Here is a 14,985-nt window from a genome sequence, read left to right as displayed (position 1 = left end):
ACAACGCATAACTTTACTTTTCTGGAAACTATCTTACATTTACCCTCTATGTACGCCATAAACCAAATGCAACATATCAACACCCCGAAAATGTTTAACAAAAGCCGCCACTTTTTTCATCCCGTTCCGCGATGCCACGTTTTGAGAAGCGACATTCGTATCCCGTATTATCGAGTACACTTCATCAAAACCCAACTTTTCAAAAGCATACTCCTTGCAAGCAATAGCCGCTTCCGTGGCATACCCTTTATGCCAAAACTCCTTTCTCAACAGATAACCGACCTCCGGAACCCGCTTCCCGTCACAATCTTGCCACGTGACACCACATTGTCCTATTAACTCCCCACTCTCTTTCTCCACAACTCCCCACAACCCGAAACCATCATTCGCGTATCTCCGGAATTGCCGTTCTAACCATTCCTGCACCTCCTGATTATTATAAGCCCCCTCGTAAGCATACATCACCACGGGATCTTGTAATAACTTACACACTTCATCAAAATCTTCTTGAACAAGTTCTCTTAAAATCAATCTTTCCGTTTCCAGTATCATATTTTCACCTTTTTTATTCTGCAACAAATTTAACGCTTCCGAAAAACAATTCAATCCAACATGAATATTTAATTCATACTCATCATTATCGCGAAAATAAAATAAACACAAATTCACTATTTATGCTACTACATAGCCGCAATTTTGACACAATTGATATATGTGTTTCTTTCAATAAAATTGTATTTTATTTGTATTATACAAATGACGAAAAAACACAATTACATCCACAAAAATGACGCAATTCGAAAAAATATAAAATATAAATGTATTATAAATGAAAATAATGTATATTTGCGCCATGAAAAACAATCGTTTTTGAATTAGAAGGGATGTGATTTTGTTCATTATCCTATAACAAATTAACTAATATTGTATGAAAAGAGTATTTATTTTGTTATGCATCGCTGCATTGCCTCTTTTGGCTAGTGCCCAAAACGAGAGCAACAACCTTGAAACTGAAAAAGGCAAAGCTTGGAGTGGCTTCGTCACTAACGGTTTCTGGGATAACTGGTTTACATCTTTCAATTTCGGGGGACAAATCTACTTCGGAGAATATGATAGCAAAGCCAGCTTCGGGAAACGCTTAACTCCGGCCTTTGACCTATCCGTTGGGAAATGGGTATTACCGACAATCGGAGCACGGGTTCAAGCAGGCGGTTTCACGTTAAGAGGTGCCACGGCTGACGCCGGAAACATCTACGCTAAAGGCGCTCTTAAAAACGGATACTACAAACAAAAATGGCAACAATTCAATGTACACGTGGACGGATTGCTCAACTTATCAAATTGGATTGGGGGATACCGTACCGATCGTTTTTACGAGGCTGTACCGTTTGCCGGTTTCGGAATGATCCATGGTTGTTCTTCCGTGGATAACACCAAATTCATGTTCGCGGCGGGATTGATCAACAAAATGCGTTTAACTGACGCCCTCGATGTGAACGTGGAAATCAAAGGTAGTTTAGTACCGCAAGCATTTGACGGAGAAGTAGGCGGATGCAAGGGAGAAGGCATACTGGGAGTTTCCGTGGGTGTTACCTACAAATTCAAACAACGCAATTTCAGAAGAGAGAAAAAAGCTGAAACAATATATACCGGTGTTTCCCCGGAAATGTTGAGCGCTGCAGAAGCAAAATTAGCAGAACAAATCCGTCGTGCTGACCGTCTGCAAGACGAGTTGGATCAAACTCGTAAAGCTTTGGATGCAGAAAAAAACAAAGCAAAGACTATCAAGAACGCTCCATTGGCTATTTTCTTCAAAATAAACAAAGCCAACCTCACCAGAAAAGAACTGATCAACTTGGAATACTACGCTAACCTCATCAAGAGCAACCCGGGACAAGTTTACAAGGTAATCGGTTACGCGGACAAAGCTACCGGTAGCGCCGAATTCAACCAGAAATTAAGTGAAAAACGCGCACAAAACGTGGCTGACGCTTTAATCAAGAAATACGGCGTAGATGCCAAACAATTGGAAGTAATCGGTAAAGGCGGAGTTGAAAATCTTTACAAAGGAGATGTAGAATTAAACCGCGTTGTAATCATAGAATAAACGCGTATCCGTCTTTAGGCAAAAAAGGGACTGTTCGACAGTCCCTTTTTTTGATTACCCCATAAAAAAGAAGAAGAAAAACGGCATAAGATCTTTCAAACTCTCTTTCAATATCTTTTTCCCGCGAGCCTTTTGGGCCTTAATCGTGTTAACGCTCAATCCTAACTCATTGGCCGCACTCTCATTATCCAATCCTTGGAAATAACAGAGTTCAAATACTTTGCGGCACTCTTCCGGCAACTTATTCACGGCATCGGCCAATTCCCGGTAGATTTCCGTCAAGATAATATTCTCCTCGAATGACTCCGCCCGCTCATCATAAGCTAATGAGGCGATATATCTATCGCGGGAACGCAAATTGCGCATATGGTTCAAACAACCGTTACGAACGGAAAGGTACAAAAAATTCTTCAAATGAATCACGGACTGGAATTGTGTCTTTTTTTCCAACAGAGTAATAAAGATATCCTGCACGACATCTTCAATCACTTCCTCGTCTTGTAAATACTTGGAAGCAAAATAACAAAGCGAACCATAATATTCCTTAAATACCGACTCGATATCATTCACATCACCATCAAGCCCTTGCATTTTACTTCTTACCATCTTACTTACTCTTTTCCATGCCACTAAAAATAAATAAAGAAATCAAATTCAGCTAAAAAAGTCTAATCAATTAATCGTAACAAAACAGAAAAAACATTAATCACAACTTAACACCCCGCCGATTCAACCGTAATCTTCGAGATACCCGTGTTATCCAACCGCCTGTCAATACTCATTCCTAACTCGGCTACAGGCAATAATTTCTTCATACACGCGTTGTTTAACTTACCAAAATTAGGTATAAACAAGCAAAATGCCAAATTTACCCCGAACTTTTCGTCACGAACAACAAATAATTATATATCAACATATTGAAACGCAAACGTATGCACAATTATATGTTTTATAAGATGTTTTTTATCCGGAACAAATGTGTTAATTTTGTCCGCGTTTAGGATTACGACAAGGTATTTAACAATATATCAATCAAAAACAAAGACAATGATTTACTCGCATGAAGTACAACACATGTGTGTTGTGAAAAAAGGACCTAATCACGGTCCGGCACCCATCCCGGAAGAGGGAAAATGGGTTCGTTCCAAAGAAATCAAGGACATTTCGGGTCTGACCCACGGTATCGGCTGGTGTGCACCGCAACAAGGGGCATGCAAACTGACCTTGAACATCAAGGACGGCATCATCGAGGAAGCCCTCGTGGAAACCATCGGTTGCTCCGGGATGACCCATTCCGCCGCCATGGCGTCTGAAATCCTTCCCGGCAAAACCCTGTTGGAAGCGTTGAACACGGACTTGGTTTGCGACGCCATCAACACCGCCATGCGCGAACTGTTCCTGCAAATCGTGTACGGGCGCAGCCAAAGCGCCTTCTCCGAGGGTGGTCTTCCCATCGGTGCCAGCCTTGAAGACTTGGGCAAAGGAATGCGCAGCCAAGTGGGCACCATGTTCGGGACACGCGCCAAAGGAACCCGCTATCTCGAAATGGCAGAGGGATACGTTACCCGCATGGGATTGGACGAGGACGGTGAAGTCATCGGCTACGAGTTCATCCACCTCGGCAAATTCACCGACATGCTGAAAAAAGGTATCGACCCGAAAGAAGCGGTTGACAAGGCCAAAGGCAGCTACGGTCGCTTCGCGGAAGCCGTTAAATACATCGACCCGCGGCAAGAATAAATCAATTCACTAATTTTAAATTTTAGATTTTAAATTCAAAATGCCATTTTTCAATCTAAAATCTAAAATCATTAAATCTAAAATTATTATGGCTTTATTTGAAAGTTACGACCGCCGGATAAATCAAATCAACGCGGTATTAAATACACACGGGATCAAGGACATCGACGAGGCAAAGGCTATCTGTGACGCGAAAGGAATCGACCCGTACAAAATGTGTAAAGAAATTCAGCCCATCGCCTTCGAAAACGCGGCATGGGCTTACGTTGTAGGTGCGGCTATCGCCATTAAAAAAGGATGCAAGAAAGCAGCCGAGGCAGCCGAGGCTATCGGCGAGGGCTTGCAGTCCTTCTGCATACCGGGTTCCGTTGCCGCCGACCGCAAGGTAGGATTGGGACACGGCAATCTTGCCGCCATGTTGCTTCGCGAGGAAACGAAATGCTTCGCGTTCCTTGCCGGGCACGAGTCTTTCGCCGCGGCAGAAGGCGCTATCGGTATCGCCAAATCCGCCAACAAGGTACGCCAGCAACCCTTGCAGGTAATCCTCAACGGGTTGGGTAAAGACGCCGCCATGATTATTTCCCGTATCAACGGTTTCACTTACGTGCAGACCGAATTTGATTACTACACGGGAGAATTGAAAATCGTGCGGGAGAAAGCCTATTCCAAGGGAGAACGCGCGCAAGTGAGATGCTACGGCGCCGACGACGTTCGGGAAGGTGTTGCCATCATGCGCCACGAGGGCGTGGATGTATCCATCACCGGAAACTCCACGAACCCGACCCGTTTCCAACATCCCGTTGCCGGCACTTACAAGAAAGAGTGCATGGAAACCGGGAAGAAATACTTCTCCGTGGCTTCCGGTGGTGGTACCGGACGTACCCTGCACCCGGACAACATGGCAGCGGGTCCCGCCAGCTACGGTTTCACCGACACGCTGGGACGCATGCACGGTGACGCGCAATTCGCCGGCTCCTCGTCCGTCCCCGCTCACGTGGAGATGATGGGATTCCTCGGCATGGGAAACAACCCGATGGTGGGTGCCACTGTTGCTGTTGCCGTTTCCATCGAGGAAGCAATGAAATAAAAACCTCGTTTTCAATAAATTTTTCATTCGGGAAGGGTGTGTTTCGACATACCCTTCTCTCTTATCCCGCAAAATCCGGATTTCATCCTCACCCGCTAACACCCGAAATCAACCCATTCCCGTGTCCTATCTTACCCCCGGGGGTGGATTTTACCAAACTTTCAGGCAGTTGACTAAAGGCTTCGCCTGTTATTCGCCTGATGTTCGCCCACACCTAGCCCACGTTTTAATGAAAAATATATAAATTTAACTTGACAAACCATCCTTCCGGTAGTATCTTTAAAGTGCCTATGAAAAGGCAAAGTAGATGGAACGAGGGGTATTAGGTAATAATTAAAAGTAACATTATGGTAGAAATTAAATCAGGAGCACTAAAAGACGCCAAGGGGAAATACAAGGGAATGGTTATTTTCCAAAAAGGCAAGAAAACATTCGGCAGGGCATTGCCCTCGTATGACGGTAACGCAGGATCACCCACCCGGGCAGCACAAAACGCACGTCTGGCAGCGGTAGTCACGTTGTATCAATCAATAAAGGAGACATACCTGTGCCACGCATGGCGCATGGAAGCTACCCGAAAAGAAATCTCGTCGGGATACAACTTATTCATTAGCACCAATCTCCAAGCATACAGCACGGACTGCACGGTAGGAGATTTCCAACTACTACACCTCACACGGGGCGTATTACAGACACCGTTCCAATTGCGCCGACAGGAAGCACCCGCGGGTACGCTTTCACTGACTTGGGAACCCGCCCCGTGGAGTAACTACCGCCGCAACAGGGACGAGTTGGCGCTGGCAGTGATCTATGACCACGAGCCGTTCCGGGTGGAGATTATCGACCACACGGGAATTACCCGAGAGGATGGCACGGCGGCAATCACGCTGGAGCAACCCCTCGCGAGGGAAGCGCACGTGTACGCGTTTTTCGTGAACACGACACGGGATGGATTCTCGAACAGCACTTATTTCAACGTGCCACTAAGAGGTGTGTATTGACACACCTCCGGTCTATAAAGTTCATAAAGCTGGGCCTCCGGCTCCTAAAGTTTATAAAGTTCATGATTTATACAAGTCATGATTACAGGTCACGTGACCCGGTGAACCTTACAAACTTTACGAACCGCCATCACTTTATGAACCTTACAAACTTTATAAACCTTATAAACCTATTTATCATGGCAATATTTCAATCCAATCTATTCGATAAAGCATCGGGCTCCGTGGGCAACGTAACCATGTGCCAGTACAAGGGAAAAAACGTGGCCAAGGGCAAGATTTTCAGCAAAAAAAAGAAACAATCTCCCGCACAACGGGTGCAACAGGTACGATTCGCCACGCTATCCAAGCTATCCTTCCGCTTTTGCAACACGTTGCAAGCGAGCTTCCGGGGACAATCGTGGTCAACGGCTCGCGCCGCCTTCATCGGGACAAACCAGAACGCCGTGGAGGTAGACGAGGAAACGCTCGCCGTGACGATTCACCCGGAGCGTATCACCTGCTCGACGGGCAACCTGCTCCCGCCCACGGTGGCGGTCACCTGCAACGACGGGGAAAGACGCATCCACGCCGAATGGTTCCGACAACCGCTTTCTCCCGTGGCAAAAGACAAGGATGACTTATTTCTTGCTATTTTCGACCAAAAAGCGAAAAAAGATATCGTCTATCCGCTGGGCAAACGAGGAGAACCCGGCAAAGCGGATTTCCCGCTCCACAAGAAGTTTCAGCCGGAAAGCATCATCGCTTACGTCTTCGCGGTATCGCCTCTCAACACGCGGGCTTCCCGAACGGCATACACGGAGGTGAAACACGAGTAAAAGAGAAACGGGGATGCATCCTATTTTGCGGATGCGTCCTCCCGCTTCACGTCGTCGTTCACGATTCCCCGTTTTACCTTTTTCACGGTTGCCCGCAGGTTGCCGATGCGGTAGGACAGGCTGAAATTAAAACTCCGGTATTGCAGCACGTTCTCGTGATGCTGGATATATCCCGGGGCGGACACCACTCCTTTCAAACGGCGCAGGCCGTCGGCGAAATTGTTGCCACTGCAAGAGAAAGTGAGCCTGTCTTTCAGAAAACTCTTGTTCAACGTGAGCGCGTAGTAGTAGTAACCGTCGGAATCGTATTGAAGGCGGACACGGGAACCGAAATATCCCCCGTAAGCGCTGCACCGGATGCCCCACCACAAGTTTTGCTGCACGACCGCGGTCGCCGAGTATTGCCAGCCATGCGCGACGGAACGGATTTCGCGACTGTCGAGGTCGATGTAACCGACATTCCCGTTTACCCGCAAACTCGTCTTGCCGCCCAAGTTAGCGTTCATGAAAAGATTGAGCGTCACGCTGTTCTCTTGCCCGATATTCCCGAAGGTATTCACTTTCCGACCGTTCTCCATGAAGGTGTAGGCACGGATGGAATTACCCGAGTAACGATACTCGACGCTGGTATTTATCATCCACGCGGGAGTAAAGGTACTGAATCCCAAACTCACGATATGAAAACGTTCCGATTTCAAACGGCTGTTCCCGTATGATACCACGCTGGCGTTGGTTTCCGAGCGATAAGGATTGAGGTGCTGTATCCCCGGACGCATGACACGCGTGTTGTAGCCGACTTTCCAGACACGTGTCGGGGTTACCTGCAACGAAAACGTCACGGAAGGAATCACGTCCGTGAAACCGGCGTCAAAATCCGGCTCCGTTCGCGAGTGTAAGGCGACATCAAACGCGGCACGTTCGAGGCGTACCCCGGCTTTCAGCCCGAATTTACGATATTTCAAGGCATACGTCAGGTAAGCGGCGTAAATATTCTGCACGTGCAGGAATCTCTCTTCCCTTGCCGGAAGCGATTCCCAAGCTTCTCCCGGGTCTTCCCGACGTTTATAGATTCCCTTGCTGGAAGCGGTGCGACGAATGTATTTCAACCCGCATTCCAAGGTCTGTAAGGTATCGAACGGATGAACGTAATCCGCCTGAACGGTATGCTCGTCCGACCGTGCCTTGTTCTCATCCCGGATATCGTAAGGCGAGAAGGTGACTTGCGCGTTATCTTTCCAAAAGTCGAACATATACCGGTGATTGTACCCTCCCGATGGAATATAGTTGTACATGTAAGAAAGCGTGAAGAGTTGTTCCGGTTTCCGGAAAGTCCGTTGGTAATTGAAGGTCGCTTCCGTTCCCCCGTTATTTGTTTTCGACTTTTCGGTCGCGCGATAACGGTACACGGGGGAGGCATCTTCCCGCTGCATCTCGTCCCGCTCCGCGGCTTCACGGATAATCTCGTACCGACGGGATGACAAGGTGAAAGTCAAGAGATTCAGAGAGTCCGCCTCGTAGCTTATCTCCGCGTTAATGTACGATGCCGGTTCACGAACCTTACCGCGCACTCCCGAATAGAGGTTGTGCGATTCCGTGTCATTCAGGTTTGTCAACACGGAATTATATCTCGCGTCACGAAGATAATTGGGATAATGGGAGAAAAAGCCGGACGCCGATAACTTGTCGTACTTGAGCATCCCGCTCAAAGCGACACCCCATTTCCCGATATCGTCCATGTTACCCTGCACGAAAACAGAATACCCCTCCAACCCGCCTCGCACCATCTCAATATTGATAATTCCACCCGTCCCCGAGGCGTCGTACTTCGCCCCGGGACTCGTGATGACCTCAATTTTTCTGACCGCCGTTGCCGGGATTCCTTTCAACGCCTTCCCCGGTTTCTGTTTCATCAAGCCGGAAGGGCGCCCGTTTATATATATGGTACACCCGCTCCCGTTCAGTTCGATATTATCGTCCCCGTCAACCGTCACGAGAGGTACTTTGCGCAACATATCGAGCGTGCTCGTCACGCGGGCATCGGGATCAGACTCGACATCATACGTTATCTTGTCTATCTCGAATTTTATCGGGAGCCTCTGAGCCGTGACGTTCACGTCCCCGAGCCTCTCTGCCGTTTCCCGCGTGTACAGGATGCCCAGCTCTGTCCCGTCCTGCCTCGTGCCGAGCGAAAACTCACGGGACACCGCCCGAAATCCCACGTGCGAGAGAGTCACCGTGTATTTCCCCGGCTGAAGTGCCGCCACCCGAAAATACCCGTTCGTGTCGGTCACGGTCAGTTTCACGGGAGCGGACGGGCGTTCCGCTCTCGCGACTCGTACCGTGGCATAAGCGACGGGCAACAAGGTAACACTATCTTTCAACCAACCGGACACGCTGCCCCCTTTCTCCTTCGGTTGCGCGTAAACCGCCAAAGTCACGCAAAGTAATAAAATCAAGCTCAAATATTTTCTTCGATCCATCCGTTTCGTTTTTGAACAAAAATACACGAGTTTCCTTGCAGGCAGTTTACGCTATCCTTACATTTACCTTACATTTTACCGCCGGCGCACGATATCCCGTTTATTTTCCTTAAATTTGTAGAAACATCAGGATACAGCGTGGTTATGGACAAAGAATTCAATTTCATCAAAAGAAAGAATATTCTGGTTGTCGACGACGAACGGCAATTACTGGAACTCATCGAGAGTATTCTCCGCGGGGACGGTTTCACCTCCATCACGACCGCAGGCACGGCAAGCGAGGCGCTGAAGTCCTGCAAGTATTCCTTCCCGGATATCGCCGTGCTGGACGTGAACCTGCCCGACGGTGACGGTTTCTCGCTGATGAAGGAAATCCGGCAAATGAAGGACATCCCCATTCTTTTCCTCACGGCACGGGATAAACCGGAAGATATGTTCATGGGACTGGACGCCGGGGGTGACGATTACATGACCAAGCCTTTTCTCCCTAAAGAGCTTCTCTCGCGGTTGACGGCAATCCTGCGCCGCTCGTACAAAAATGAAAAGACCGTGGTGGAACTGGCAGATTGTACCGTTGATTTCGACAAGGCAGAGGTGAACAGGCAAGGCAGGATATTCCCGCTGACGGCACGGGAACACGCTATACTGGGCGTACTGTACAAATCGGCGAACCGAGTGGTGACGATCGATACGCTCTGCGAAGAGGCATGGGGCGACAACCTGTACGGGTACGAGAACTCGCTCATGGCGCACATCAGGCGTATCCGGGAGAAAATAGAAGACAACCCGTCCGCCCCGGTTTCCCTCATCACGATCAAAGGGCTAGGTTATAAACTCTTAATATAGCGCACCATGAACGACCTGCAACATTCCATTAAACGAATCGGGAAACGGGTGCTGATCGGTGCCTTCCTGCTAATCACGATAAACGTGATCGTGTATTCACTCGTCGTTCACTATTACCTCAAGGCAGGCAGCTCGCAACCACCCGCGCAATTCATACGGAAGATAGCGGACAGGCTGCAAATAAACGACAACAATTTCCAACTCGATTCCTTACTTCTGGTGCAGATAAAAGAGCAACAGATGTGGGTGATGCTGCTGGACGACAAGAAGGGGAATATCCGCTGGGCAGTTGACCTCCCGAAAGAGATTCCCAACACGTACACCCTGAGCGATATTTCCTCTATGGCAAAATTCTACTTGAAAGACTATCCCGTGGTGACGTGGAAAAAGGATGACGGGCTTCTCGTGGCGGGTTACCCGAAAGACAGTTACGCGCGATATAATAGTATGCAGCGGATAGCGGAAGTGAAATTTTTTCCCGTCCTCTATATCATGCTTATTTTCGGGAATATATTCGTGTTGATACTTGTCTACGTGTTTATCGACCACCGGATGTCGCGTTCGCTGAAAGGGGTACTCGGGGGCATACAAAAGTTGTCTAACGGGGAATCTGTTCAAGTAAAGGAGAAAGGGATGTTTGCCGACGTGGCATCCTGCCTGAACCGCACTTCGGGTATATTGCACAAGCGTTCCGTGTACCGGGAGAACTGGATAGCGGGTGTGTCGCATGACGTGCGTACTCCCTTGTCCGTGATTCTCGCACGGGCGGGACAACTGGAAGAGGGGAATTACTCCCCGGAAGAAACCCGGGAACAGGCACTTTATATCCGGAATCAAGCTCTTCAGCTACGGGAACTGATTGATGATCTGAATTTATTTTCCCAACTGGAAAACGGAACCCGGACACCGCGGAAAGAAACGTTCCACCCGGTAACTTTTTTCAGGCAGACCATCGCCGCTTTTCTCAACAATGAACCCCGGACGCAACGTTACCAAGTGGAGACAATCATCGCTCCCGGTATGGAATCCACCGTCCTGCACGGGGATGCGCGTCTACTCGCGCGGGCAATCAATAACCTGCTTTACAATAGCATCCGACATACCCCGGAAGGGACGACATTGACATTGAGCTTGAAACATAAAAAGGGACGGTTCTGTTTTACCGTGGCGGATAACGGGGACGGGGTTTCTCCCGAATACTTACGGGAACTACAAACTTTGGCGCAAGGCAGTCTGCCGGATGTACTTCCGGGACAGGAACACGGGTTGGGGTTAAGTATAGTGTGCCAGATCGTGAAGATGCACAAGGGAGAAATATTCTTTCGCGATTTACAACCTCACGGGTTCTCGACAGAGATCAGGTTACCGGACTAACGTTGTTCCGCGGGGCGTTTGTGTTTCCAGCGCCGATGCGACCAAAGCCAGTATTCGGGATTTTCACGGATAAACTTTTCCAGCATGCGGGTATGCATACGGGTAAGTTCTCCCGGTTCCAAGTTTTGCGGATCGGAACACAGGTCATAAAACTCGGCGTGATAATAACCGCGTTTCACTTTTCTCATGTTGAGATACACTACCGGTTGGTTCAATTTGCGGGCAATTTTCTCCGTTCCCTCCATCACGGGCGTATCTTGATTCAAGAAAGTAGTCCAGAAATTCAACGAATGTTTATTCGGGGTTTGATCGCCGATAAACCCGGTCATGCATATTTTCCCCTCTTTCTGGTTACGCAACATCACCCGTAACGTGTCGGCTTTCGCGAGAGGCGTTGCCCCGAAGCGACTTCTGATCAAATAGGTCATCCGGTCGAATACCTTGTTGTGTATGGGTTTATAGATCGGGATTAACTCGATGCCTTTTTCCCACAGTTTATAAGAATACATCATCTCCCAGTTGCCGTAATGACCGGCAAAGACTATCACGCTACGTCCTTGCTCGAAATAATGATGGGGTACGTCCAAGTTCATCATCACGCAGCGCCGCTTGATTTCAGCCTCCGATATGTGCCACAATTTGTAGAACTCGGCAAACGTGTCACACAAGTGCCGATAGTAACGCCGGGCAATACGCTTTCGTTCTTCCTCGCTCTTCTCCGGGAAAGCGTTCCGCAGGTTCATGTCAACCACCCCGCGACGATACCTGATGCCATAATATAAAACAAGAAACAATATGTCCGTCACCCAATACATCATGGACAACGGGAAGAAGCTTGCAATCCACAGGAATCCATATCCCGCGTAAGAGCATAAACAGATTAATAATTTCATTCGAACGCTATAAGTTTCACACGCATTTTGACTTGTTTTCCTACCACAAGTCAATCAAAGGTAGCAAAATTGTCGGCATTTTGAAATATATCAATTTCTATTTACGCTTTTTCCATGTAATTTATTATTTATATATACAAGGCAGGAACAGGCTATTCGCCTGAAGGCAGTGAGTAATCAAATAGATGTGTCAAATACGGTTCCCAACCGGTAAAACCGGAAGGGAACCGGAATCCGCTTACTTCGTTATCGAAGCAATCAATTTCATATCCTGTTCAATACGGTACATCATGGCACGGTAATGATCACGCATACGGCTGTCGGCATGTTGTTCGGACAATGCCTTTGCCTGATCGTGAATGTCATTCACCCAAGCGATCAGATTCGTCCCGTAGGTCGACAATTTGTTGCTATTGGTAAGAACGGCATTTTTCACCAACAAGTCCATGAAGCACATGATAAATATATTTTCCGTGTGACACTCGAAGCCGGACAGTACCGTGTTCTTGTCAAAATCCTTGAATAACAAACGACGTATATCCCGCCAGTATTCAATCAGGTTGTACGCTTTTTCGCCCTCGACACGAGAAGCCAACTCGATATTCCCGACCACCTTGGGGTTTAACAAGTACGTGAACACAATCTCCTGCAAACCGAAACGCACGGCTTCCGGGCCTACCCCGAATTCTTTGGCAAGTACCTCATCATACATCCAAGATTGAGGTGCGGCAAATACATACTCGGCAAGGAACGCCAGCGTATTTTGTTGCAACTCTTTAGAAGAGAAGGCTTCCCCTTTTTCCAGAGCCATGCGGCAACCGATGTTTTCCATCACTTTGTATATCAAATTCTGGTACAACGAACCTAAAGCAGCCGCTCCCCCTTGCGCGTACACCATCCAATCGTCTTTCTTCTTGTCGGCAGAGGCAGAAAGCTTGTTCAGATTCTTGATAAAACGCTCCATGTTACGGACTCCCAAACGTGCAGCCTCTATTTTATCCGAAGATAAATCCGAAGGCAGAGCCCGAAAATCGTAACTCGTGTTCTTCATGTAAAGAAGTGCCTTATCTTTCAAACGACGGTCCGTGAGGTCTTTCAATAATTTCCTGTCAGTATTGATATCCTTGCTGTTCGGGAACAACCGGTAGCCCCACTCGATAGCCCAACGGTCATAAGCACCGACTTTACAGCCGACTAATTCATCCGTGGTCATCCTGTCCTCGGGCTGTGCCGCGAAGTTGTAGGAACAATCATCCAACACGGAAGCCGAGAATCCGTTCTTTTTCACGAAATTACGGTCACGAATCTGCGCGGGAGTGTAAGCGTAACTACCCGCGTAGTTGGGAAGTAATCCCAAGGCGAGTCCCACTTGTTTTGCCACGAACATACGAACGATAGCACCCGCCACCCGCGGATCAAAGTAATTCTTTTCCAAACGGGGGTCTACCCCGGCACAGCGGGCGAAATAGGTTTCCAAGTAGCCCCCCAGAGTAACGTGATTCAAATTCACGTTGCAAGCCAGTATCTCCCCGGTACGAATATCCCGATCGAAAGAAGTGGAATTGCTACCCGCATTGATACTGTACGAGATTACGGCACGGGCGGAAGTCATCTCGTCCTCGTCCTTCGCCACTCGCACTTGAATGGCGTTTTTAAATCCCGCTTTCTCGAAAGCGGATTGCCATTGCAAAACCCCTTCTTTGGCATATTTGATCAATTCTTTCGGGAAATACGCGTCCAGATAGAACACGATCGGTTCTTTCGGCTCGGTCAGAATACCCTTGGCGTAAGCGTTCATGTCCTTAGGTTCGAGGTTCCATTTGGTAACGATAGTTCTTTTCTTCACCCCGTAAGGATTCGTGCCGAAATCGTAGTAATTCAAGGTTTCGTACCCCACACGCTCGTCGGCATAGCGTACCCGCATACGCCTTTCGGGCAACAGATCCACGTGACACTCGATACCCGCCACGTTCTGGTCAACAATCCACGTCAACTTGAATTTCACCCCGTTCCGTTTCTTCAACACCTCGTTCACGAAAATCATCTCGCCTCCCCCGGATTGCTTGTTACCCTTGAGGGCGGCACTCGTGCCCTCGTCCGAGAGTTTATACCAATCGGCAACACCCTTGATCTGGTTCGTGATCTCGATAATCACCCCGGCGGAGTCCTTCCCCCAAGCCACGATCGGGTAAACCGCTTCCACGGGCAAAAGAGTTTCCTCTGCCAGTATGCGCTCCAACTCGGGTTGCTTCCCCGAAGCCACCATGCCATTGTACTCGCTGTACATGTACAGTTTATCTTTCGGTCCTTTCTTGAAACACACCACCCCGGCAGATTCCTGCCCCGAAGCTCTCACCCCGATACCTTTCAACATCTGACCGGAGATAAAAATATCTCTCCCGAGGTATTCGTCAGCGATCTCCATGTAATACTTATCGTCCGCCTCGTACACGGGGAAAATAGCGTCCACCCGTTTCATCCCTTCCTTGAAGAATTTGTCAAACGCCATGGGACCTTTTTTTGTTTCCGCGGCAGGCTTCTTCTCTTCCGGGGCTTTCTTCTCCTGCCCGATACCCGGTAAGGACACCAGCAGGCACAATGCAATGAACAATATATAACTTCTCATCATAACCTCACTT

At 48.3% G+C, this 14,985-nt stretch carries 12 protein-coding genes; 7 read left to right on the top strand and 5 right to left on the bottom strand.

Going from position 1 to position 14,985, the window contains the following annotated elements; genetic code table 11:
• Positions 1-39: 39 nt before the first annotated feature.
• On the bottom strand, positions 40-552 hold the full coding sequence (locus ACK8P8_RS03425; RefSeq protein WP_186977023.1) for a GNAT family N-acetyltransferase: 513 nt from the start codon (positions 550-552) through the stop codon (positions 40-42).
• Between the two features lie 376 nt (positions 553-928).
• Here ACK8P8_RS03425 and ACK8P8_RS03420 point away from each other — a divergent pair, with 376 nt between their 5' ends.
• Complete coding sequence (locus tag ACK8P8_RS03420; RefSeq protein WP_369859414.1) at positions 929-2,107, top strand: OmpA family protein; 1,179 nt, start codon at positions 929-931, stop codon at positions 2,105-2,107.
• A gap of 54 nt (positions 2,108-2,161) precedes the next feature.
• Here ACK8P8_RS03420 and ACK8P8_RS03415 read toward each other — a convergent pair whose 3' ends face one another.
• Positions 2,162-2,713, bottom strand: coding sequence for an RNA polymerase sigma-70 factor (locus tag ACK8P8_RS03415; RefSeq protein WP_099290721.1), 552 nt, complete (start codon positions 2,711-2,713; stop codon positions 2,162-2,164).
• A 441-nt stretch (positions 2,714-3,154) separates the two neighbouring features.
• Between ACK8P8_RS03415 and ACK8P8_RS03410 the strand changes: the two genes are divergently transcribed.
• The 4 genes from ACK8P8_RS03410 to ACK8P8_RS03395 all read left to right on the top strand — a co-directional run bounded on the left by ACK8P8_RS03410 (position 3,155) and on the right by ACK8P8_RS03395 (position 6,753).
• Complete coding sequence (locus ACK8P8_RS03410) at positions 3,155-3,847, top strand: iron-sulfur cluster assembly scaffold protein (RefSeq protein ID WP_099290722.1); 693 nt, start codon at positions 3,155-3,157, stop codon at positions 3,845-3,847.
• Between the two features lie 88 nt (positions 3,848-3,935).
• A complete protein-coding gene (locus ACK8P8_RS03405; RefSeq protein ID WP_099290723.1) occupies positions 3,936-4,934 on the top strand; it encodes a GGGtGRT protein in 999 nt (332 codons plus the stop codon).
• Between the two features lie 347 nt (positions 4,935-5,281).
• A complete protein-coding gene (locus ACK8P8_RS03400; RefSeq protein WP_369859415.1) occupies positions 5,282-5,935 on the top strand; it encodes a hypothetical protein in 654 nt (217 codons plus the stop codon).
• A 179-nt stretch (positions 5,936-6,114) separates the two neighbouring features.
• Entirely contained in the window at positions 6,115-6,753 is a 639-nt protein-coding gene (locus ACK8P8_RS03395; protein WP_369859416.1) for a hypothetical protein, read from the top strand.
• 20 nt (positions 6,754-6,773) lie between these two features.
• Here ACK8P8_RS03395 and ACK8P8_RS03390 read toward each other — a convergent pair whose 3' ends face one another.
• Entirely contained in the window at positions 6,774-9,233 is a 2,460-nt protein-coding gene (locus tag ACK8P8_RS03390; protein ID WP_369859417.1) for an outer membrane beta-barrel protein, read from the bottom strand.
• 144 nt (positions 9,234-9,377) lie between these two features.
• Here ACK8P8_RS03390 and ACK8P8_RS03385 point away from each other — a divergent pair, with 144 nt between their 5' ends.
• Both ACK8P8_RS03385 and ACK8P8_RS03380 read left to right on the top strand, forming a co-directional pair.
• Positions 9,378-10,079 carry a response regulator transcription factor gene (locus tag ACK8P8_RS03385; protein WP_369859418.1) on the top strand — a complete coding sequence of 234 codons (702 nt, stop codon included), beginning with the start codon at positions 9,378-9,380 and terminating at the stop codon, positions 10,077-10,079.
• Between the two features lie 6 nt (positions 10,080-10,085).
• Complete coding sequence (locus ACK8P8_RS03380; protein WP_369859419.1) at positions 10,086-11,453, top strand: sensor histidine kinase; 1,368 nt, start codon at positions 10,086-10,088, stop codon at positions 11,451-11,453.
• Here the strand turns inward: ACK8P8_RS03380 and ACK8P8_RS03375 are convergent.
• Together ACK8P8_RS03375 and ACK8P8_RS03370 are read right to left on the bottom strand one after the other, a co-directional pair.
• Positions 11,450-12,346: a lysophospholipid acyltransferase family protein gene (locus ACK8P8_RS03375; RefSeq protein WP_369859420.1), complete on the bottom strand. Its 897-nt coding sequence runs from the start codon at positions 12,344-12,346 to the stop codon at positions 11,450-11,452. The two genes, ACK8P8_RS03380 and ACK8P8_RS03375, sit on opposite strands and share 4 nt — an antisense overlap.
• Before the next feature lie 238 nt (positions 12,347-12,584).
• A complete protein-coding gene (locus ACK8P8_RS03370) occupies positions 12,585-14,975 on the bottom strand; it encodes a zinc-dependent metalloprotease (RefSeq protein ID WP_369859421.1) in 2,391 nt (796 codons plus the stop codon).
• Between the last annotated feature and the right edge of the window lie 10 nt (positions 14,976-14,985).

Origin of the sequence: Butyricimonas muris (assembly GCF_046365375.1) — a bacterium.
GTDB classification, from domain to species: Bacteria; Bacteroidota; Bacteroidia; order Bacteroidales; family Marinifilaceae; genus Butyricimonas; species Butyricimonas muris.
Note: the sequence above shows the minus strand (reverse complement) of the source record. Positions and strands in the feature narration are given on the sequence as shown.

Excerpts from the sequence above, each read along its gene's own strand:
- ACK8P8_RS03425 (WP_186977023.1), bottom strand. The coding sequence starts at position 552 with ATGATACTGGAAACGGAAAGATTGATTTTAAGAGAACTTGTTCAAGAA.
- ACK8P8_RS03420 (WP_369859414.1), top strand. The coding sequence starts at position 929 with ATGAAAAGAGTATTTATTTTGTTATGCATCGCTGCATTGCCTCTTTTG.
- ACK8P8_RS03415 (WP_099290721.1), bottom strand. The coding sequence starts at position 2,713 with ATGGTAAGAAGTAAAATGCAAGGGCTTGATGGTGATGTGAATGATATC.
- ACK8P8_RS03410 (WP_099290722.1), top strand. The coding sequence starts at position 3,155 with ATGATTTACTCGCATGAAGTACAACACATGTGTGTTGTGAAAAAAGGA.
- ACK8P8_RS03405 (WP_099290723.1), top strand. The coding sequence starts at position 3,936 with ATGGCTTTATTTGAAAGTTACGACCGCCGGATAAATCAAATCAACGCG.
- ACK8P8_RS03400 (WP_369859415.1), top strand. The coding sequence starts at position 5,282 with ATGGTAGAAATTAAATCAGGAGCACTAAAAGACGCCAAGGGGAAATAC.
- ACK8P8_RS03395 (WP_369859416.1), top strand. The coding sequence starts at position 6,115 with ATGGCAATATTTCAATCCAATCTATTCGATAAAGCATCGGGCTCCGTG.
- ACK8P8_RS03390 (WP_369859417.1), bottom strand. The coding sequence starts at position 9,233 with ATGGATCGAAGAAAATATTTGAGCTTGATTTTATTACTTTGCGTGACT.
- ACK8P8_RS03385 (WP_369859418.1), top strand. The coding sequence starts at position 9,378 with ATGGACAAAGAATTCAATTTCATCAAAAGAAAGAATATTCTGGTTGTC.
- ACK8P8_RS03380 (WP_369859419.1), top strand. The coding sequence starts at position 10,086 with ATGAACGACCTGCAACATTCCATTAAACGAATCGGGAAACGGGTGCTG.
- ACK8P8_RS03375 (WP_369859420.1), bottom strand. The coding sequence starts at position 12,346 with ATGAAATTATTAATCTGTTTATGCTCTTACGCGGGATATGGATTCCTG.
- ACK8P8_RS03370 (WP_369859421.1), bottom strand. The coding sequence starts at position 14,975 with ATGATGAGAAGTTATATATTGTTCATTGCATTGTGCCTGCTGGTGTCC.